This is a genomic window from Schlesneria sp. (assembly GCF_036405755.1).
GTDB classification, from domain to species: domain Bacteria; phylum Planctomycetota; class Planctomycetia; order Planctomycetales; family Planctomycetaceae; genus Schlesneria; species Schlesneria sphaerica.
The window spans coordinates 1-19,743 of the sequence record NZ_DASWWZ010000167.1; the positions used below are offsets into that span (position 1 = coordinate 1).

General features: G+C 56.7%; 16 protein-coding genes and 1 pseudogene. 10 read left to right on the plus strand and 7 right to left on the minus strand.

Annotated elements, in window-relative coordinates; all coding sequences use genetic code 11:
• The 3 genes and pseudogenes from VGE80_RS05490 to glgC form a co-directional block, all read left to right on the plus strand.
• A pseudogene (locus VGE80_RS05490) lies at positions 1-305 on the plus strand (YifB family Mg chelatase-like AAA ATPase); the annotation flags it as partial.
• Positions 306-499: 194 nt separating this feature from the next.
• On the plus strand, positions 500-1,969 hold the full coding sequence (locus VGE80_RS05495) for a neutral/alkaline non-lysosomal ceramidase N-terminal domain-containing protein (RefSeq protein WP_440591950.1): 1,470 nt from the start codon (positions 500-502) through the stop codon (positions 1,967-1,969).
• Positions 1,970-1,983: 14 nt separating this feature from the next.
• Complete coding sequence (gene glgC, locus VGE80_RS05500; RefSeq protein WP_440591959.1) at positions 1,984-3,201, plus strand: glucose-1-phosphate adenylyltransferase; 1,218 nt, start codon at positions 1,984-1,986, stop codon at positions 3,199-3,201.
• A gap of 152 nt (positions 3,202-3,353) precedes the next feature.
• On the opposite strand, the gene VGE80_RS05505 is transcribed toward glgC, so the two are convergent.
• From VGE80_RS05505 to VGE80_RS05520, 4 genes are all read right to left on the minus strand, one after another.
• Entirely contained in the window at positions 3,354-4,121 is a 768-nt protein-coding gene (locus tag VGE80_RS05505) for an energy-coupling factor ABC transporter ATP-binding protein (RefSeq protein WP_440591951.1), read from the minus strand.
• A complete protein-coding gene (cbiQ, locus tag VGE80_RS05510) occupies positions 4,118-4,780 on the minus strand; it encodes a cobalt ECF transporter T component CbiQ (RefSeq protein WP_440591952.1) in 663 nt (220 codons plus the stop codon). The genes VGE80_RS05505 and cbiQ overlap by 4 nt, the downstream gene beginning before the upstream one ends.
• Positions 4,770-5,756, minus strand: coding sequence for an energy-coupling factor ABC transporter permease (locus VGE80_RS05515; RefSeq protein WP_440591953.1), 987 nt, complete (start codon positions 5,754-5,756; stop codon positions 4,770-4,772). Before VGE80_RS05515 ends, cbiQ begins: the two co-directional genes overlap by 11 nt.
• 237 nt (positions 5,757-5,993) lie before the next feature.
• Positions 5,994-7,343, minus strand: a complete 1,350-nt coding sequence (locus VGE80_RS05520) for a glycosyltransferase (RefSeq protein ID WP_373650107.1) — start codon at positions 7,341-7,343, stop codon at positions 5,994-5,996.
• Positions 7,344-7,778: 435 nt separating this feature from the next.
• Between VGE80_RS05520 and VGE80_RS05525 the strand changes: the two genes are divergently transcribed.
• Positions 7,779-9,170: a sigma-54-dependent transcriptional regulator gene (locus VGE80_RS05525; RefSeq protein WP_373650106.1), complete on the plus strand. Its 1,392-nt coding sequence runs from the start codon at positions 7,779-7,781 to the stop codon at positions 9,168-9,170.
• Between the two features lie 81 nt (positions 9,171-9,251).
• On the opposite strand, the gene ispD is transcribed toward VGE80_RS05525, so the two are convergent.
• The gene (gene ispD / locus VGE80_RS05530; RefSeq protein ID WP_373650105.1) at positions 9,252-9,986 is read right to left on the minus strand and encodes a 2-C-methyl-D-erythritol 4-phosphate cytidylyltransferase; all 735 of its coding nucleotides are present in this window, start codon (positions 9,984-9,986) and stop codon (positions 9,252-9,254) included.
• Positions 9,987-10,245: 259 nt separating this feature from the next.
• Between ispD and VGE80_RS05535 the strand changes: the two genes are divergently transcribed.
• Complete coding sequence (locus VGE80_RS05535) at positions 10,246-10,569, plus strand: DUF6793 family protein (RefSeq protein ID WP_373650104.1); 324 nt, start codon at positions 10,246-10,248, stop codon at positions 10,567-10,569.
• 94 nt (positions 10,570-10,663) lie between these two features.
• On the opposite strand, the gene VGE80_RS05540 is transcribed toward VGE80_RS05535, so the two are convergent.
• Positions 10,664-11,905 carry a cell surface protein gene (locus VGE80_RS05540; RefSeq protein WP_440591954.1) on the minus strand — a complete coding sequence of 414 codons (1,242 nt, stop codon included), beginning with the start codon at positions 11,903-11,905 and terminating at the stop codon, positions 10,664-10,666.
• Positions 11,906-12,097: 192 nt separating this feature from the next.
• A complete protein-coding gene (locus VGE80_RS05545) occupies positions 12,098-12,481 on the minus strand; it encodes a diacylglycerol kinase family protein (RefSeq protein WP_440591955.1) in 384 nt (127 codons plus the stop codon).
• Between the two features lie 372 nt (positions 12,482-12,853).
• Between VGE80_RS05545 and mqnE the strand changes: the two genes are divergently transcribed.
• The 5 genes from mqnE (at position 12,854) to VGE80_RS05570 (ending at position 19,675) form a co-directional block, all read left to right on the plus strand.
• A complete protein-coding gene (gene mqnE, locus VGE80_RS05550) occupies positions 12,854-13,975 on the plus strand; it encodes an aminofutalosine synthase MqnE (RefSeq protein ID WP_373650101.1) in 1,122 nt (373 codons plus the stop codon).
• Between the two features lie 131 nt (positions 13,976-14,106).
• Positions 14,107-14,694 carry a hypothetical protein gene (locus VGE80_RS05555; RefSeq protein ID WP_440591956.1) on the plus strand — a complete coding sequence of 196 codons (588 nt, stop codon included), beginning with the start codon at positions 14,107-14,109 and terminating at the stop codon, positions 14,692-14,694.
• Between the two features lie 119 nt (positions 14,695-14,813).
• Positions 14,814-15,227, plus strand: a complete 414-nt coding sequence (locus tag VGE80_RS05560) for a VOC family protein (RefSeq protein WP_373650099.1) — start codon at positions 14,814-14,816, stop codon at positions 15,225-15,227.
• Positions 15,228-15,390: 163 nt separating this feature from the next.
• Positions 15,391-16,437 (plus strand): hypothetical protein, encoded by a 1,047-nt coding sequence (locus VGE80_RS05565; protein WP_440591957.1) that lies wholly within the window; start codon positions 15,391-15,393, stop codon positions 16,435-16,437.
• Positions 16,438-16,690: 253 nt separating this feature from the next.
• On the plus strand, positions 16,691-19,675 hold the full coding sequence (locus VGE80_RS05570; protein WP_440591958.1) for a DUF1592 domain-containing protein: 2,985 nt from the start codon (positions 16,691-16,693) through the stop codon (positions 19,673-19,675).
• The last annotated feature ends 68 nt before the right edge of the window (positions 19,676-19,743 follow it).

A 19,743-nucleotide genomic window follows, 5' to 3' on the forward strand; every position in this document is an offset into this window, starting at 1 on the left:
AATCCATGAAGTCCCAGGTCGTCGCCGCCAGAGAAATCCAGCAGCGCCGCTTTGGAAAGGGATCGCTCCGGTTGAACGGTCGCATGCCGCCTCAGCAGATCCGCCAGTTCTGTAAACTTGAATCTGACGCAGAATCCCTGCTCAAAAGCGCAATGGAAGAGATGGGGCTTTCGGCTCGGGCTCACGACAAGATTCTGAGGATCAGCCGCACGATTGCCGACCTGGAAGCGAGCGAACGCATTACCGCGTCACACCTCAGCGAAGCGATCAACTACCGCACGCTGGACCGTTCATACTGGAAATAGCCGATTGCGACCCACGCCAAATTCTGTCCACCGACAAGACTCTTTTCGCACTGCAGCCTGCCCCCTCAAAGCCGCCGGTCTTGCCGTTTGCCAGACTGGAGACTAGGTTGCCCTGACACCCGGCATCAGCCATGCTGTGCCCGGATAGGCGTGTCAAGAATTGGACTCACACTGAGTCAGGAAAGGTCAGAACGATGAATCGTGTTGGACGGGTGCAAGTCTGGTGTACCGCTATTCTTTGTCTGGGATTGCTGGGCTCTTCACCGAGTCAGGCCGCCGATACGTCAGCGACATTCCTGGCAGGTGCATACGCGCAGGATATCTCTCCTCAGAAGTTTCCGATCTCGCTGAATGGAGGAATGTCGGATCAACAGGCCAAGGGCGTACATGATCCACTTCACGCTCGCTGCATCGTGCTGAACTCGAAGAACCCCGCCAGTGACGACAGAACTTCGCTGGCGATTGTCGTCTGCGACAGTTGCATGATTCCGCGAGACCTGATGGACCGGGCAAAAGCGCTCGCATCCAAGAAGACCGGCATCCCGACGTCCAACATCCTGATTTCGGCCACACACGCCCACTCATGCCCCACGGTCACCGGGGTGTTCCAGAGTGAGCCGGATGCCGACTATGTGGAATTTCTCGTTGAAAAGATTGCGAAGGGGATCGAACAGGCCCAGAGTCAGTTAGAGCCTGCTCGAATCGGCTGGGGGGCAATCGACGAACCATCGCAGTTATTCAACCGCCGATGGTTGCTGAAAGAAGGGGAAACGGTCGTCAACCCATTCAACGGAACCTCAGACCGGGCGCTCATGAACCCCGGCCTCAGCAACCCCAAGGTGACGGCATCGATCGGTCTGATCGACCCGCAACTGAGCATCCTGTCGATCCAGTCACGCAGCGGACGCCCGATCGCGCTGCTGGCGAACTACTCCCTCCATTACGTCGGGGGCGTCGAAGGGGGGCTGGCTTCTGCCGATTACTACGGCGAGTTTGCTCAGCGGATCAAACGACACTTGAACGCCTCGACCGTAGAACCGGCATTCGTTGGCATCATGTCCAACGGGACAAGCGGCGACGTCAACAACATTGACTTCAGTCAGAAGTCGATTCCTGCGCGCGCCCCCTACGAGCAGATTCAGTTTGTCGCCGAACTGCTGGCTCAGGACGCCGTGCGGGTCTGCAATCAGATTCAGTACCAGGACTATGTTCCGCTGGCCTGTCGCGAAAAGGAACTGGAACTGGGTGTTCGCAAGCCCAGCGAACAGGACATTACTCAGGCAAAAATGAAACTTGATGCCATCAAAACCTGGCCGCTGGGTGACATGCCCTCGATCTATGCTCGCGAGACGGTCTTGCTGGCTGAGTATCCTGCGACGGTAAAGGTGAAGGTTCAGGCAATCCGGATCGGCTCCCTGGGAATTGCGACTTCGCCTTGCGAAACGTTCACTGAAACAGGACTTGCCATCAAGAAGGAAAGCCCGTTCAATCAAACGTTCACGATCGAACTGGCGAACGGCTACAACGGTTATCTGCCACCGCCCGGGCAATTCCTGTTAGGGGGTTACGAAACATGGCGCGCCCGATCCAGCTACCTCGCTGAGGACTCGGAACCCAAGATTCGGGCGACCGCTCTCGAACTGTTGTCAGAACTGAATAAGTGATTGGATAGACGATGATGCAACGAGTGCTGGCATTGATCCTGGCAGGAGGCAAGGGGACACGACTGGAACCACTGACACGCGACCGCGCTAAACCTGCGGTCCCGTTCGGTGGGGCTTACAGGATCATCGACTTCGCTCTCTCCAATTGCATCAACAGCGGACTGCGAAAAATCCTGGTGATGACACAGTTCAAGTCGGCCAGTCTCGACCGGCATCTGAATCTGGGCTGGAGATTTCTTTGCCGCGAACTGAACGAGTACATCGACGTGCTGCCTCCCCAGCAGCGCGTTGATTCGAACTGGTATCAGGGAACGGCCGACGCCGTCTACCAGAACATCTATTCCATCGAACAGGCGGGTTCTGATTACATCGTCATCCTGTCGGGTGACCACATCTACAAGATGGATTATGCGGACCTGCTGAAGGATCACATTGAATCCAAAGCCGCTCTGACCATCGGCTGCATTCCGTGCACCCTCGAAGAGGGACGGGAATTCGGGGTGATGGAAATTGATCATTCCCGCAAGATCATCAGCTTTGAGGAAAAGCCAGCACAGCCAAAACCGCTGCCAGGTGACCCCAAACGCTGCATGGCTTCGATGGGGATCTATGTCTTCAACACGAACTTCCTGTTCGACCAGTTGTGTCGTGATGCGACTGATCCCCGCAGTTCTCACGACTTCGGCAAAGACATTATCCCCACACTGATCCAGTCAAAGCTGGTGCGAGCATTTCCGTTCCACGACAAGAACACGGGGCGCAGCCTTTACTGGCGCGATGTCGGAACGCTTGACGCGTATTACGCCGCGAATATGGATCTGGTCGCCGTTGAACCGGAACTTAACTTGTACGACCGGTCCTGGCCGCTCAAAACTTACATGCCTCAGGAGCCCCCTCCCAAGTTTGTCTTCGCTCAAACAGCCGGAGCCAACCCGAGAACGGGCCATGCGCTCGACAGTATGGTCTGCTCGGGCTCGATCCTCTCTGGCGGGACCGTCCGGCGTTCCGTGCTCGGCTACAACGTACGCGTGAACAGTTGGGCGACGGTCGAAGACTCGATTCTCTTCGACGGAGTTGAGATCGGTCGGAACTGCAAGATCCGACGAGCCATCATCGACAAACGTGTCCAACTGCCGGAAGGAACGACGGTCGGTTACGATCTGGCTCAAGACCGTGCTTCCGGTTACACGGTGACTGATTCAGGAATCGTCGTCATCGGCAAAGCAGATTAGCCTCGGCTTCTTCCCGCAGAGCACTGGGGCTGTCGAGCATTGGGGGCCCTGGTCCGACTTCTCATGGTCGAAACGCCCCACCGTTGGGTGGGGGCTGGCTGCACTGCCAAGTGGAAGGGAACGAGGGATGCGAAGACGATTCCCTTGCCCGATCAGGCACCACGACGTAACCGCCAGGGAACCTCAAGACCATGGCGATCCATCTGCACGGGATTGGCAAGGACCTGCTCGACAGGACCGTCTGCCTGAATCTTACCGCCGTCCAGCACGAACGCGCGCTGACACAGATCCAGAGCAAAGTCCAGATCGTGGGTGGCAATGATCTGCGTCCCTTTAAAGCTGCGCAGGATCTCGAGCAGTTGGCGGCGAGCTCGCGGATCCAGATTGCTCGTCGGCTCATCAAGCACAAGCATCGACGGTTCACAGGCCAGCACACCTGCCAGACAAACGCGTTTGCGTTCGCCCGTGCTGAGTTGTGATGGATTTCGTGCACCGTGCTCGGGAAGGCTGACCGCAGCCAGACTGCGGTTCACGCGAAGCATGACTTCGGCTTGAGCCAGTCCCAGGTTGAGCGGGCCGAACGCCACATCTTCCCGGACGGTGGGGCAGAACAACTGATCGTCGGGATCCTGGAAAAGAAAGCCAACCTTCCGCCTCACTTCGGGGAGACGGCCTTTGATGACCGGGATCGACTCGATAAAGACCTGTGCCTGGGCTTCCTGTGTCATTGCAGGACTGGGTAACAACCCGTTCAAATGCATCAGCAAGGTCGATTTGCCAGCACCACTGGGACCGACCACGGCAATTCGTTCCCCCTGATCCACACAACAGGAGAGATTTTCCAGCGCCACGCGGCCGTTCGGGTATCGAAACGAGAGCTTGCGAAGTTCAATCGTTCTCATCGGGGGTGCGGCGTTCATGTTACCTTTCTCGAATCATCACCGAGGAACTTTGGTGAACCATCCCAACCTCGGGCCAGCATGGCATGATGAGTTCGCTCGGCACGCTCCATGGCACGCAACAGGAGCAGTCCGATGAGCTGCGCATTCGTTGTCCATTTCATCCACAGTGAGGCCGTACCGAAATCGCGTGCATCCCGCGCATTGCGAAGCCGGTTCACTTCGTCCCAGAGAATGAAGATGTAACGGTACATGAAGGCCAGCATCGCTACGAGCAATCCCGGGCACTTCCAGCTCCGCAATGTCATCAGCAGTTCCGGAAAGGGAAGGACGTGAATCAGCCACAACCCCGCCAGAAACGAGATCAGACAGCGTAACCAGAGTCCGATCGTCCAGACCCATGCCGCTTCCCGATCCATCTGCGCCAGCGGGATGGATAAACCGAAGATCAGCAGCATGGGCAGGAAGAGCCCCACGCGCCGTGCCAGATAGCCGAGTTCGATACCCGCCAGACTGAGTCCTGCAAAGACGAAAGCCATGAGCAGCCCCTGAGCGGGCCAGTGTTCAGCAGGAATCAGACTCGAAAGGATGATGACCGCCAAGGTCATGCCGAGTTTGGTATTCGGCGACAACGCATGACAAGGGCTGACTGATTTGATGGCTTCCCCACTAGTTGCCATGAACACCATCCGCAGCCAGAGCAGGGCTGTTCCAGCGGGCCGCCTTTCCAAGGGTCAACGCAATTGCGAAGACGGCCGTGGTCCCAAGAACTCCGGCAAGCGAAGTGGCCAGCATCGGCCAACCCGCCCCCTCGAGACCGGGGATGGCATAGTCATCCAGGACAAGGGCCTCACGTTCAACATTCAGTGCATCCATCCCCGTCGTTTCCGCGACCATGTCGAGGCCGTCAGGATTTTCTGAGGCGAAAGGAGCGACAAACGCAGCCACGGCCAAAGCCGCCATGAAACCCGCGATGGCAAAAGCGCCCACGTTCCCCGCGCGACTTTCGGGCTGAGACGAAGGGACCAGATCGGGACGTCTCGACAACACGAATCCGACGATTCCCCCGGTGATCAAGGCTTCTCCGACCCCGATCAACGCATGGTAGAGAACCATCAGGGTTAGGATGCTGCGGAGACTGAAGCCTCGTGAACCTGCTGAGAGGCCAAACTCGACACAAAACAGCGTGGCCGCCGCCAGCACAGAAAGCCACGCCGCAATCACAGCAGCAGGGACCGCGGAGACAGAACGGTTTCCCATCCACTGACGCAGCGTGGCATAAATCGCATACCCGCCCCACGCTCCCACCACACCCATATTCAGGATATTGGCCCCCAGCGAGAGCAACCCGCCGTCGTTGAACAATACCGCCTGTACGATTAACACGAGCGAAATGGCCAGGCATCCCGCCCAGGGACCCAGGATGACCGAAGCCAGCACTCCCCCCAGCAGGTGTCCCGACACGGGCAGTCCAATCAAGGGGAAATTGACCATCTGCCCGGCGAAGATCACGGCCGCCAACATGCCAGTCAGCGGAACAGCGCGATCCTCCAGATCGAAGCGGAGCTTACGCAAGCTGAATCCGATTGCGGAAAGACTCAGCAGGCCTGTGACAAGACACACCTCAGGGCTCAGGATTCCATCTCGGATATGCATATTCGGAAACTCATCTCATTGACTGAGGTTATGTTGCCAGATTTTCATCGCTTCAACACGGGATTCCACACCGACTGTTCCGACTGGACCCGTGTCCCGAACGGGCGTCGTAGCGGGGAAGGACGAAATGTTGGGCAAGGTTGAATGTCGGCGATACTTTAGCGGTTAAGGTTTTGTGCATTCCAGCAGCTGGAGAAAGTTTTTCCGTTCTAACGGCTGCCCAGAGTATCCAGCGCGTTAAATATCGACCTTGTGCGCCGCCGATGTCTCCACCGGTTCGGAAAGGATCGAGTCGACGGCGGCGAAAAGCCGCTGATTGAAGTCGGGAAGCTCGAGTTGATCGACGACTTGCCGGGCTTGCTCCGCGAATCGGGGTGAGTCCTTCAGGCGTCGGAGAGCCGCCACGAGTCTAGACACACTCAGGCGACGCGAAGAAACCACGACACCACACCCCAGTTCGGCGACCCGACGGGCATTATCCGGCTGGTCATGAGCAAACGGAACCAGAATCTGGGGACGTCCCGAGGCCAGTGCCTGACTGGTCGTCCCCACTCCACACTGATGGACGACGATCTCTGCCCGAGGAAACAACCCTGAAAAAGGTTCATAATCCGAAACGTGTACGTTCGGATCCGACATCGCTGCGGCGGGAACGCGATGCGGATTTTTTCCGACCAGCAGGACAGCCCGCATCCCCAGCTTCTTCACCGCCTGATAGGCCACTTCATAATAGTTTGTCTGCATTCGCACGACCGCTGACCCCAGCGTGAACACGACAGGAGCATCCCCCGCGTCGAGAAATCGTCTCAGCCCCTCGGAGATGTCGCGGGTCGTCTCTTCATCAAACAGAGGAAACCCGACGTGATGCACGTTCCCGGGCCAGTCCGGCTTTGCCGAGGCGAACGAGCGAGGGAACAACGCCAGTGTGCCATAAGGCGAAAACCCCTCCGTCAGCATATTGACGGTCGAAGCTGGCAGCCCGATCCGTGCGCGCAGGGCTCCGATCGGCTTCTGCCAGGGGATCGTCGCTTTCGCCATCAGGTCCAGCAACCCGCGCATGAAACGCGGACCGAGAAACTTGAGACGAGGAAGAATCGTCAGAAAACCGAGTGCGGGGGGATCGTATGCAGAAAAGAAAATGGATGGCTGCAGCGCGGTCGATATCCAGGGAATCCGCAACTCTTCGGCCATGATCGGCGCGGCAAAGGTAAGGACATGACTGATGATCAGGTCATGCGTCGCCGCTTCCGACTTAATCGTCTCATAGCTGGCCTCCAGATAGGGCATGATCAGCACGCGAATGATGAATTCCGACCCATGAATCGAATGATTGGCTTTCGCCGCCCACTCGTCATCGGGCCCCAATTCCTCAAACCCCGGTTTCATCGGCACGAATCGAACCCCAAGTCGCTCCACCTGATCCCGGTACTCCGGATGCGTCGCGATCGATACTTCGTCACCCCGGCTTTTGAGCGCTCTCGCCATCGCCAGATAGGGGTGCAGATCACCGTAGGACCCGAATGTGGTCAGCAGTACTTTGCGCACTTTAGGCAACTCGACGACTTGAGGAAGTTTGAGGGAAGTCACAACGACTTCTGAGTTGATGAGCGGCATCGCCGCCGAGACTATTCCGAATTCCGTGGTCAACACGTTCTAACCGAATGCCGGTCCGAAAAGAAAATGTGGTGGCACGGTCACGGCGCTGGGGAACCTCTGGTGAGAGCACTCTCTACGGGGGCGTGACAGACATGGAGGACGTCCATACAGGCCTGATTTCGACCACGGAAATTCTTCGTAAGTCTTCGCGTGAGCGGAAGAATCGTTCAATTGCAAGATCAAAAAGGGATGGTATCAATGTTCACTTCCGGAAGCACGAAATGCGGATAATGCCCATTGCGGCATTTCGATTTCTCTGATATCAATCGGTCCTTCCAGCGAAGGTTTCGGCTCGCCATTCCAAGGATTGGAACTGCGTCGGCCCGGTGACATGGATGCCACCCGGTTGGGCAAGGAGATAGCCCGTTGACTGTTGCCTCAACACAAAAGTTGCGTGTGTTGTTCGTTGATGACGAACAAGCCATTCGCGACGTGATGAAAATTGAACTTCCTCGCATGGGACACGATGTTGTCATGTGTGAGGATGGACACGCCGCTCTGAAAGCACTCGACAAGCAGGCCTTTGATGCGGCCATCGTTGACCTGCGAATGCCAGGTCTCAGCGGATGGGATGTCATCGAACACATCAAAAAGGTCTCGCCAGAGACGGAAGTGATTATCAGCACGGGCCACGGAGATATGGATGCTGCCATTCAAGGCATCCGCCTGGGGGCCTATGACTTCCTCCGTAAACCCTGGAAAATGGCCGAAATCGCGGCCTCGCTGAAGCGTGTCGCCGAAAAGCGAACGCTCACCAACAAGACGATCGCTCTCGAAAGTCGGCTGAAAGCCGTCGAAGGCTCGCCAGATCTGATTGGCCATTCGCCTCCGATGCTGCGGGTCAAAAAGCTCTGCGAAAAGATCGCCCCCACGGACTCCAGCGTCCTGATCCAGGGCGAAACGGGGACCGGCAAGGAACTGGTGGCTCGTCGGATTCACGACCTCAGCCAGCGAGCCAACATGCCGTTCGTGCCCGTCAACTGCGGTGCACTGGCCGAGAATCTCGTCGAAAGTGAACTCTTCGGACACGGCAAAGGTGCCTACACAGGTGCCGAGAAGTCTCGAAAAGGACTGATCGAAGTCGCCAACGGGGGAACACTGTTCCTCGACGAATTCGGGGAACTCGATAAGTCGATGCAGGTCAAGCTGCTGCGATTCCTTGAATCAGGCGAAGTCCGACGGGTGGGCGAAAACGAAGCCTTCCACGTCGACGTCCGAGTTGTCTGTGCAACGAACCGCAATATCCAGAAGATGGTTGCTGAAGGGCTCTTCCGCGAAGACCTTTACTTCCGCATCAATACATTCGAAATTCCACTGCCGCCGCTGCGCGAACGTCGGGATGATATTCCCGAACTCGCGCGGACTCTGATCTCACGCTATCTCAAACGCCGCGATATCCCCGAGTCGATTCTGTCGGCCGAGGCGATTACCGTGCTAAAGCAGCACGACTGGCCCGGGAACGTGCGAGAACTGGCGAACGCCCTGGAACGAGCGCTCATCATGTCGGATGGCGTCACCATCCGGCCCGAGGATCTTCCCTCTCACCTGCACCGGTATATCGACGCACCGCAGACGCTGCCTGTTTCGGCCGCGGTCCAGTCCTCGCCGAAAACCCTGCGGGAAATCGAGATGGACATGATCTACAAGGCGCTCGACAAGTACCAGGGAGACAAGCCGAAGGCAGCTGCTGAACTCGGTATCGCCCTGAAGACGTTGTACAACAAGCTGAACGCCGACCAGACGCGAGCGGCAGGCTGATTCTGTCAAGGAGACGGGCACAGCCACAAATGGGGGGCGTTACGGTCACCGGGACGCCGTCAGGCACCCAGAAGACCGCCCTCAGCCCCGTGGTTCATCCTCGAAAGGATGCAGGAAACCGATTCGCTTGTCTTTGGGCAACGCATCCAGCAGATGTTCAGCGATGTGGAAGTCGTCCTGTGTGGTGATTTTCAGGTTCAGAGGTGACCCCGGCACGACTTTGACTGTCGCTCCGAACCGCTCTACTAATTCCGCCTCGTCTGTCGGCTGATACGAGCCACGTTGAGCGTAGGCGTCGAGCAAAAGTTGACGCCGAAACACCTGCGGGGTCTGTGCTGCCCAGAGATGAGCACGCGACACTGTCTGCTGGATACTGTGATCTTCACCGACCCGCTTCAGCGTACTGGTCACGGGGTTTGCGAGTATTGCCGCGTCATGCTTTTCAGCGGCGGCGAAGACTTCGTCAATCCACTGTTTGACAATCAATGGTCTGGCCGCATCGTGGACCGCGACGAAATCCACATCGGCCCGTACCCGAGCCAGCCCGCGCTCGACTGAGTCAGCCCGCTCGGCTCCCCCCGTTACGACCTCGATGTCCATGAACGCCAGGTTAGCGCGAAACTTCTCTTTGAATGATTCGAGATCCTCAGGGGAAACGACAATGATCGTTTGAACGACGTCGCCGCGGTTCACAAACTGTTCGGCCGTCCGCACCCAGACAGGGCGACCTTTCAGCTCGACAAAAACCTTTCTGCGCTGTTTTGAGAACCGGCTGCTTTTCCCGGCAGCGGGCAGAATCACAGCAAATTTGGGCATGATGAACTCGAAGGCTTCGGGAAGGTCAAAAGCAAATAGATCTGACGAGTTCCTTTATTCTAGGAAGAATCGGACAGCGCACAACCGGTGACGCTCCGCCAGATCAATGTCGACGGCCCCATTTACGGCCGCGCAGGACGCTTCGATCAAAGTGATAGACTCAGACGGAATCCGGGCGTTATACTGACGCGAGTAACAGACAACAGGTCACTCGTTGCCGTTCTCACCTTTCCCTTTCATTGGAATTCGAGGTGCATTCATGGCTCTGTTTGAAATCGAGACCGACGCACACATCATGATCGCCTGGGCTGAAGATCAGGCAGGCGCTGAAGCCATTACCCTGTCGAACTACCCGGAAGACCACATCAAGCGCATTGCCCGACGTCCCCACGATGTCTGGGTGATTTCAAAAAGATTGCTCGGGATCGAAGGAACGGGAGAACCGTGTGACAGAGCACGGGATTGCCTGAGTCGTTCACACGGCGACAAAGTCCACGCCATCCGGTTATACATGCACGACACCGGAACGGACCTGCACGAAGCTCAACGGGTCATTGAAACAAACATGTCATTAGGATGGTGAGTTGAACCGATCACGTCATACTGCTGCCTGGCCCTCTCGCTCCCTCGAGAGGGCGTTCTGCATGCCGTTGACCTGACAACTTAGTTCACAGCTCTCACTTCGTCTGCTCAAGCTTTCGGGCTGAACCTGGTGCTTCGAACTTGAGCACGGTCTCTTGAAAGCGTCTTTTTCCTTCTTCGACGACGCGCCTGATTTCCTGAGCACTCTGCTCACTCTCACGTCGCAGTTCTGCGATCATCTCGATCGATTCGATCTGGTAATCCGAGATCGCAGTGACAAGTTTCTCGACCGATTCAGGGCGGATCGTCGAACCGTAACCCGCTTTGATGGCGGCTCGTTCCAGTTCCCGGCCCAGCTCCGCCACATCCTCGAGCCCCTTGTTGACCCCTTCTTTCATCGCCTCGGTCGACTTCGTCGCTTCGTTTAAACCTTGTTGCGAGGTATAGACCGTCCCCAGAATCGTGAAGACGTGCTCATTGGTCGTAAAGAAGGTGACCGAGCGGCGATAGACCTGATCCTTGACATCATGTGTCTGTTTGAGCTTGGTCACAAGCGTTTCACCGACGTCATAACCGACACTCAGGTTCTCGGCGATATCTTTAAGTAATTGATAGGTACGATCTTCTTTTTCGAACGCGTAGCGCGCTTCGTCGCGGGTGAGTTCCAGCTTTGAACGCTTACCCGGTTCCTCGTTCACTGCGGCAGTCACCGCTTCCTGAGCTTCGGAAAGAGCCTCCTGGGCCTTCAGCAGCTTCGGGGTATGCTCATCGAGAACTTCACGGGCAAGGACTTCGGCTTGCTTCAACGCGAAGCGAAAGTCGATGTAGGCGTCCATAATCGCCTCTTCCCGCAGCAACTGGTCTTTCGTATCAACCGAAACACTCTTGTAGAGTTCTGCGATCTTCTCGAAACGAGCGGAAGGAGTACCCCGACGAAGACGCATCCAGAGGTTCTGTGCTCTCTCGGGAATGCTGAATATGCCGTCGTCCAGTTGCCGAATCAGCATCTTCGAATCTTCGCGGATCGAATCGAACATCTGCGTAATTTCGAGATAGCGAGTCCCGATGTTGATGCTCTCAACATTGTCACGCACGAGCTGGTTGAACGTGCTCATATGCTGAATGGTCTTGGCAATCGCCAGCACCTTGGGTTCGTCGACGTCTTTCACTTCGTCCAGCATTTTGACGAGTTCCGTCGGTTCATTGGACGTGGCAACACCGAACTTTTTCAGCGCACCGACGGCTCTGTCCAGGTAGACCTGGATTCCCGCAGGCATGGCGGGAATGACTTCAGTGGTGGTGTCGCTGCGACTACCTTGAGAAGACGATTTGGCCATAGTCCAATTACCCTTCTGGAGATTGAGAGACAGTCCGATGGACAGCTTTGAAGGTGAAAGGAAGAGAGAGGTGCCGTATCGATGCCGCTCTAATCTACCAACCTGAAAATGCGATCGCGACCCTCTCCAGCGACAGATTCCACCCTGTGTTTACCCGGCCTGGCCATACTTCTGCGCCGCGCTAGAGGTCGCTCAGGTCGTGCCGAACAGCGTATTGAGCCAGTTCCAGAGCGGCGGCCCCAGAATCAGCAGACCAATGACGATGGCTGTCGAACTGAGGATCAGCACCCCTGCGGCGGCGACGTCTTTGGCCACTTTCGCTTGAGCGTGCCATTCGGGAGAGAGCAGATCGACGATTGCTTCGACAGTCGTATTGATCGTTTCGGCTGCCAGCACACCCCCGATGATCAACACCAGCAGACTGAGTCGCGCCGTATCCAGCCCCAGTCCCCCCGCAACGAGAAGTACAAGGGTCCCCGCGACCAGATGAATTTTCGCATTTCGCTGGGTTCGGACGGTGTAAACCAGCCCGTCCCATGCGTGTGAGACACTGCGGAAAAACCCGGGTTGCTTCACGTAACGTCGACTCCTGCAGCGTCCAATTCGCCCGATCGCCCTGATCCGTGGACTGCATCGGATACTGGCTGGCACCAAGACGTCATAATTAACCAAGTCCCCGGAGAAATTGAAACGGCAGCGGGCAGGGTGAGCAGCGACGGTCACGCCGAGTCGAAATCCGCCGCAGTGAAGAGACCCTCGCATCGCAAGCGGACACGACGCGTCCGTCTCCGGGCCGAAATTCCCCCGCATTCGTCGGTTCGGAATCAGTTTCTTTCACGGAGAGACCAGCATCCACAGAGTTAGTAGCCGAAATGGGCTGCGCCAACTACGATGCACAAGACTCGTTTTCAAAAACGTCAATTTTCGCACCCGTTTAGTACGACGAACATGACCGAAGACATTCTGTTACGCATTCAACGCAAAGTGGACAACTCAGAGAGAATCACTCCCGAAGAGGGTCTGTACCTCGACGAGCATGTTGATTTGATGACTCTGGGTCGCCTGGCAAACCAGATTCGCGAGCGGAAGAACGGCAACTTCGCATACTACAACACCAACGTCCACTTGAACCCGACGAACGTGTGCGTCTATCGCTGCCGCTTCTGCGCGTTCCGGGCAGACCTGCGCGACGCCAAAGCGTACGTCTTCGACGATCAGATGCTGCGCGACCGGGTACTCGAAGCCCGTGCGAATGGAGCAACCGAAATCCACGTCGTCGGTGGCCTGCACCACCAGAAAAAGTTCGACTGGTATTTGAATATCGTCCGGGTGTTGCACGAAACCTGCCCCGAAATCCACATCAAGGCCTGGACGGCCGTCGAAATCGGCTGGTTCAGCTTCATCACCAAAAAGCCTGTGGAATGGGTGCTGAAGGAACTGATCGACGCCGGGCTGGGGAGCATGCCCGGAGGTGGTGCCGAAATCTTCCATCCGGAAATCCGCGACCAGCTCTGTGAGCACAAAGCCGATTCCGTGAACTGGATCGCCATCCACCGCGCTGCACACGAACTTGGCCTGCGGTCGAATGCAACGATGCTCTATGGACACATCGAACAGGCGAAGCATCGGATCGATCACCTGTGCCAGCTTCGCGCCCTTCAGGATGACACGAAGGGGTTCCAGACCTTCATCCCGCTGGCGTTTCATCCCGAAAACACAGGTCTCGATTCCATCCCCAAACCGACGGGAAGCATGGACCTGCGAATGATCGCCCTCTCGCGAATCATGCTGGACAACTTCGACCATATTAAAGCCTACTGGATCATGCTGGGTGAGCAGATCGCGCAGGTGGCTCTGGGATTCGGTGCCGATGACATCGACGGAACCGTGGTCCACGAAATCATCTATCACGACGCGGGAGCCAAAACGCCCGAAGGCCTGACAGTTGAGCACCTGCACCGCCTGATTCGCGAAACCGGCCGCGATCCTGTCGAACGAGACACCCTCTACCGACGCGTGATCCGTGACGGTGCCCAGTGGAGTGTTGGCGAACCGCTGATGGCGAGTTAGACTTTTTCGTCATCCGATCTGGCCCTTTCTCAAATCAGCCCGGAACCCGTCTACCCAGTGCGGCCCCTCCAAGCTGACATCCTTGAGAGATCGCTTGATCTCTTCCTGGTGTAGGATTGAAAGGTTTTGCGATGGCTTCGCCTGATGCGCTCCCGGGTGACGATGCGGTCTCACAGGAATCCCGCTTTACGCCCGATCAAGTCGGTGCGGCAATGGCGACGCTGAAAGCCGCCGGCGATTCCGGCGCGAGCTGGTTCTTCTGGATTGCGGGGTTGTCTCTGGTGAATTCCGCGATCAGCCATTTTGGTGGCGAGGTCCACTTCATCGTGGGACTGGCTGTCACCGCTATTGTGGATGCGATCGCTTCCGAGGTGGGACAGGCAGAGCCGGGTCTGGCGACCGCTTTCAAAATGATTGCGATTGGCATTTCCGTAGTCGTTGCCGCTGCATCAATCGGGTTTGGATTGCTTGCGATGAAACGATTCCTGTGGATCTTCGCCGCGGGGATGTTCCTGTACCTGCTGGATGGTCTGATCTATCTTGCTTTTGGCGACCTCTTGAGCGCAGCGTTTCACGGGTATGCGCTTTACTGCATGCTGCTGGGATTCAATGCTTATCGACAATTGAACAAGCTCGAAGCGGCTCTCGCCAGCACCACTGAAACGGCTGAGGAAGCTGATCTCCATTCCGATCAGGAGATCAGCTTCGAAACGCCCTGAAGTTCGCGAAAGAATTTCGCGTTGCCACGACAGGACTTCTGCGGCCCCCATCACGGTTTTCATCGTCGGTCCTATCGACGATGATCTGTTTCCAAATACTTTCCGTAGAGAGGAACGTCGTGAGCAGCGCAGCATCCATTGGTGTCCGGTCACTCGATCACGTGACCATCGTTGTGAAAGACCTCGCAGCAACCCGGCGATTCTATGTCGATTTGCTGGGAATGCAGGAGGTACCTCGCCCCGCTTTCTCGTTCGAAGGACAGTGGTTTCAGGCTGGCCCGACTCTGATTCACACCATCCTCGAATTCGAAGGGTCCGGCCCCGCTGGATCTGCCGCCTGTGCCAACTCGCGAGGACACCACTTCGCCTTCCTCGTTGATGACTGTCATGCCGCCGCTCGGAAAATCATCGAACGGGGAATCGAGTTCGTCTCACCACCGAAACAGCGACCCGACGGTGCCGTGCAACTCTTTATCAATGACCCGGACGGCCATCTCGTCGAACTCTGCTCGGCGGCTGATGCAGGAACGTAGACGCGTGCCGTCGTCGAGGAAGTCACATTCGGACTGCACTCCGAAGTTCTTTTTGACCGGTCATTAAACCATACACCTCCTCTCCGGCTCGCTCGGTCGTCGCCTGTTGCGTGAGGGAAAACCGAGAGATTGGGAATGGCCTTTTCAGATCAGGGATGATCGCATGAGCAAAGACTATTCACTGCCGACTGTGGGTGGGATGTTCGGAGCCTCCGACCACGACCGCTTTCTGGTCGATTCAGCGGAGGCCAGTTTCGACGATTTTTTTCCCATCACGATTCGACAGACGACGCGCCATCTGTACGAAACCGGTGTCGATGCACTCGCCGCGATCCTGAAAGACTGCCACCGCACACCAGAGCCACTCACATTGTGGACGGCGGATAATTTCTGTCGTGAGTCGCTCGATCGACTCTCATTGAAACTGAATGGCCGAATTCATTTCCGCTTCTACCAGCGGGTGGAAGAACTGGTCGAAATCCCACCGACGGATGTGCTGCTGTACCTGCACTTCAATCGATACAACTCCGCCTCCTTCGATTTCATCCGCCACCTAAAACAGACGACGGGCGTGACGGTGATCGAAGACTTCGTTCAGGCCCCCCTCGATATTTCCCGCTTCTGCGGTGACTACGCACTCAACAGTCTGAGAAAATTCAGCAGCCTCGATATCGCCGTCGCCTACCATCGGTCCACCATCGCGATCCCGCCGCTCACAACAAACTATCGACTGCTGCGGAAAGCAGCCGAACGAGCCCGAAGTGAGTTCCTGCAGAACCCCTCTGAAGAGCGCGAGCAATTGTTCCTACAGCTCGGCCGTGACTCTGACGAAGCCCTCGCCGTCCCTGAGATCGCCCCGGCGCACCCGGACGAAATCGCCAGAGGAAGCTCCTTCGATTTCCACTCCGTCCTTCAACATCGGAAAGCCAACCATCAGTTTCTCGCACAGAGATTCCAGAACGAATTCCCCGAGATCGAGATCCTGCCGGGCGAATACATGTATCTCATGATCACAACGACTGATCGTGATCGGTACAGGAGACACCTGTTTACGAAGCGAATCTTCCCGGTCATTCACTGGGCCGATTCACAGAGCGAAGTCTCGAAGTCGATTCTCAGCTTCCACATCGATCAGCGGTATTCCGAGAACGAACTGGAGCGTGTCATCGACGAAGTAAAAGAAATCCGTTCGACACTCGCGGCCCCCTGACAGAGCCTCGACCATTTCAAGTCGGACTGATCGCCCGATCGAGGCAGCGATACGATTCTTTAAACCGCGTTCACATAGTAAGATTCCGATACGTTTATTCCGCATCGCCGCAGGCAGGCCACAAGCCGCTGCGGTCACTCGGCACGCGTCGGGACGAATTGCCCAAACCGAACCTCAATCGCTTTGTTCCGCACGATCTGAAGTGAGACCAACGCAGCAGCCCCACCGCCGTTGTCGGGAGATGATCGGAAGCATGAAGACGTTCCGGATAGTAATCACCGCGACGACGATCCTCTTTCTTGCTGCTCTCATCGGCGTGAACTGGAAGAATGTCACAGCGGCACCGGACAGCCCACTTCCCCACACACTTCAGACGACGTTCACAAACCGCATCTGGCCGCTGGTGATTGAGCACTGCCTGTCCTGTCATAACTCAACGACACAGGAAGGAAAGCTCAGCCTGAGCGAATTCTCGACCATCAGCGCCATCCTGAAAAATCATGCGGTGTGGGAAACGATCCTCGAACGGGTCGAAGCGGAAGAAATGCCCCCCCAGTCCGATTCGAAACAACTCACCCAAGGCGAGCGGTCTGACCTCGTTAACTGGATTCGCGACCTGCGAGACTTTGAGGCGAATCGTCGCGCTGGCGACCCGGGCATTGTGCTCGCCCGGCGGCTGAGCAACGCGGAGTACGATCATACGATTCGCGATCTGACGGGTGTGGACATTCGACCGACACGGGAATTTCCCGTCGATCCTGCGAATCAGGCGGGATTTGATAACTCGGGCGAGTCACTGACTATGTCCCCGGCGCTGGTCAAGAAATACCTGACCGCGGCTCGCGGCGTCGCTGATCACCTTGTCCTGCTTCCCGATGGATTCGTGTTTGCCCCCGATGCGGCTGTGGCGGAAACCGACCGTGACAAGTTTTGTGTCCAGCAGATCGTCCGGTTCTACCACCGGCACGACGTCGATCTCGCTGACTATTTCTTCGCCTGCTGGCAGTACAAGCATCGAAGCGAACTTGGTCTCACTACCGCGGACCTTGAGGATCTCGCCCGCGACTTCAACCGTGTCAGCGGCCCCGGCGACCAGACTGCACGTCCGTCACATTCCCCTGCGGATCCCCCCGCACACCTGTCACGAACTGTCGGCAAACGGCTAAGTGGGAAATACCTGAAGATTGTCTGGAAAGCACTCACCGATCCCGTCGCGGAAGGGCCACTGCGACAGCTTCAGGAGGAATGGAAAAAGCTGTCAAATGATGTCACCCAACAGGCCGAGGTCCAGGTCGAGTGTCAGAGGCTGCGGGAGCTTGTCGTTACTCTGAGAAAAGAATTGGACCGGCCTGTTGAAAAGTTACATGTGAAAGGAAATTCGGACGGCAGTCAGCCACTGATCCTGTGGTGGAACAGACAGATCGCCGACCGAAGGATGCGGTACGTCGGAACTGGTGAGAACCCGCATTTCGATGCCGCCCGTCAACGATTCTGCGAGACGTTCCCGAACGCATTCTCGATTACCAGTCGGGGACTCTACGCCGACCCCAATCTCGGAAATGACGTTCGGTTGCTCACCGCGGGGTTCCACCTGATGCAGGGCTACTTCCGCGACGACGCGCCGCTTTACGATCTTGTCCTGAATGCAGCGGAACAGGCAGAGCTCGATTCGCTCTGGCAGAACCTGAACTTTGTGACGCTGGCCCCGATTCGGCAGTACAAGGACTTCCTGTTCTTCGAACGGGCTGAACCGCCCCAATTTGCCGGTGGACCGGAATTCGACTTTGCCCGCCCCGAGAATAAGGACGTGACGTCAGAGCCCCGGCTCAATCAAATGCGGACTCTGTACCTCGCCAAAGCCAGGGAAAATGAGGCAAGTCCCGCCGCAATCGAAGCGATTGAACATTACTTCGACTCGATGATCGAAGACGTCCGCTGGATCGAAGAGACTCAGCTTTCATCCCGGAAGCGGCATCTGGAAGCACTCATCCATTTCGCCGAACGAGCCTATCGCCGGCCACTGACCGAACAGGAACGGGAAGAAGAGCTCACGTTTTATCATCACCTGCGCCACGACGATGCATTGTCCCATGAGGACGCGATGCGTGATTGTGTAGCCAGCATCCTCATGTCGCCTCATTTCTGCTTTCGTGTGGATCTTGCCGAACCAGACCAGGACATTCAGCCGCTGAACGACTTTGAGCTGGCCAACCGACTCAGCTACTTCCTCTGGTCGAGTATGCCGGATGAAGAGTTATTAGTTCACGCACGTGAGCAGAACCTGCACGAGCCAGCAGTCCTTCTCGGACAAGTTCATCGCATGCTTCAGGACGACCGCGTGTATGGACTCGCTACGGAGTTTGCAGGCAACTGGCTCGGCTTCAACCGTTTTGACGAACACAACAGCGTCGATCGTGAACGATTCCCTGCGTTTGACGCGACTCTTCGTCATGCGATGTACGATGAACCGATCCGCCTGTTTATCGATGTCGCTCAACAGAATCGTTCTCTCTTCGATTTCCTGCATTCCCCCGACACATTCGTGAATTCCGTCCTGGCCAAACACTACGGCATGCCGATTGAGTTCCCGAATGACTCGTCTGGTCAAGAATGGGTGCATGTCCCGAATGCAGCGGACTTCGGTAGGGGGGGCTTGCTACCGATGTCGATCTTCCTGACCCGGAACTCCCCCGGGCTGAGAACCAGTCCCGTCAAACGAGGTTACTGGGTCGTCAGAAATCTGCTCGGTGAACACATCCCGCCTCCGCCCCCCGAAGTTCCCGAGCTTCCCAAAGATGAAGCGCAACTGGGCGAATTGAGCCTCCCTCAGATCCTCGCCCGACATCGGAACCATCAAGCCTGCTCAGGCTGTCATCAACGATTCGACTCGATCGGACTGGCTTTCGAAGGCTTTGACCCGATTGGTGGACGCCGGGACCGTGATCTGGGAGGACGCCCGATCGAGGCGAAAGGACGATATCCCGACGACGTCGATCGCGAAGGTCTCGACGGACTTCGTACGTATCTTGCAGAACAACGACGTGACGACTTCGTCAACAATTTCTGCCGCAAGTTGCTGACATACGCCTTAGGCCGCAGCCTGCTGCTCTCAGACCAGGCAACGATCAAACGGATGCGCCAGTCACTCGAGGCCGACGACCATCGCTTTGTGCGAGCTGTCGAAGAAATCGTCACCAGCCCCCAGTTCCTGCACAAACGGGGACGCAACCCTGACTGACGACGCCTTAGTGCCACATTCCATCGAATTCCGATCAGTATCGTAATGGCTCTGGAATTCAGCTCATA

Bases quoted from the DNA above. Each gene is read 5' to 3' on its own strand.
- VGE80_RS05495 (WP_440591950.1), top strand. From the start codon at position 500: ATGAATCGTGTTGGACGGGTGCAAGTCTGGTGTACCGCTATTCTTTGT.
- glgC (WP_440591959.1), top strand. From the start codon at position 1,984: ATGCAACGAGTGCTGGCATTGATCCTGGCAGGAGGCAAGGGGACACGA.
- VGE80_RS05505 (WP_440591951.1), bottom strand. From the start codon at position 4,121: ATGAACGCCGCACCCCCGATGAGAACGATTGAACTTCGCAAGCTCTCG.
- cbiQ (WP_440591952.1), bottom strand. From the start codon at position 4,780: ATGGCAACTAGTGGGGAAGCCATCAAATCAGTCAGCCCTTGTCATGCG.
- VGE80_RS05515 (WP_440591953.1), bottom strand. From the start codon at position 5,756: ATGCATATCCGAGATGGAATCCTGAGCCCTGAGGTGTGTCTTGTCACA.
- ispD (WP_373650105.1), bottom strand. From the start codon at position 9,986: ATGCCCAAATTTGCTGTGATTCTGCCCGCTGCCGGGAAAAGCAGCCGG.
- VGE80_RS05535 (WP_373650104.1), top strand. From the start codon at position 10,246: ATGGCTCTGTTTGAAATCGAGACCGACGCACACATCATGATCGCCTGG.
- VGE80_RS05540 (WP_440591954.1), bottom strand. From the start codon at position 11,905: ATGGCCAAATCGTCTTCTCAAGGTAGTCGCAGCGACACCACCACTGAA.
- mqnE (WP_373650101.1), top strand. From the start codon at position 12,854: ATGACCGAAGACATTCTGTTACGCATTCAACGCAAAGTGGACAACTCA.
- VGE80_RS05555 (WP_440591956.1), top strand. From the start codon at position 14,107: ATGGCTTCGCCTGATGCGCTCCCGGGTGACGATGCGGTCTCACAGGAA.
- VGE80_RS05565 (WP_440591957.1), top strand. From the start codon at position 15,391: ATGAGCAAAGACTATTCACTGCCGACTGTGGGTGGGATGTTCGGAGCC.
- VGE80_RS05570 (WP_440591958.1), top strand. From the start codon at position 16,691: ATGAAGACGTTCCGGATAGTAATCACCGCGACGACGATCCTCTTTCTT.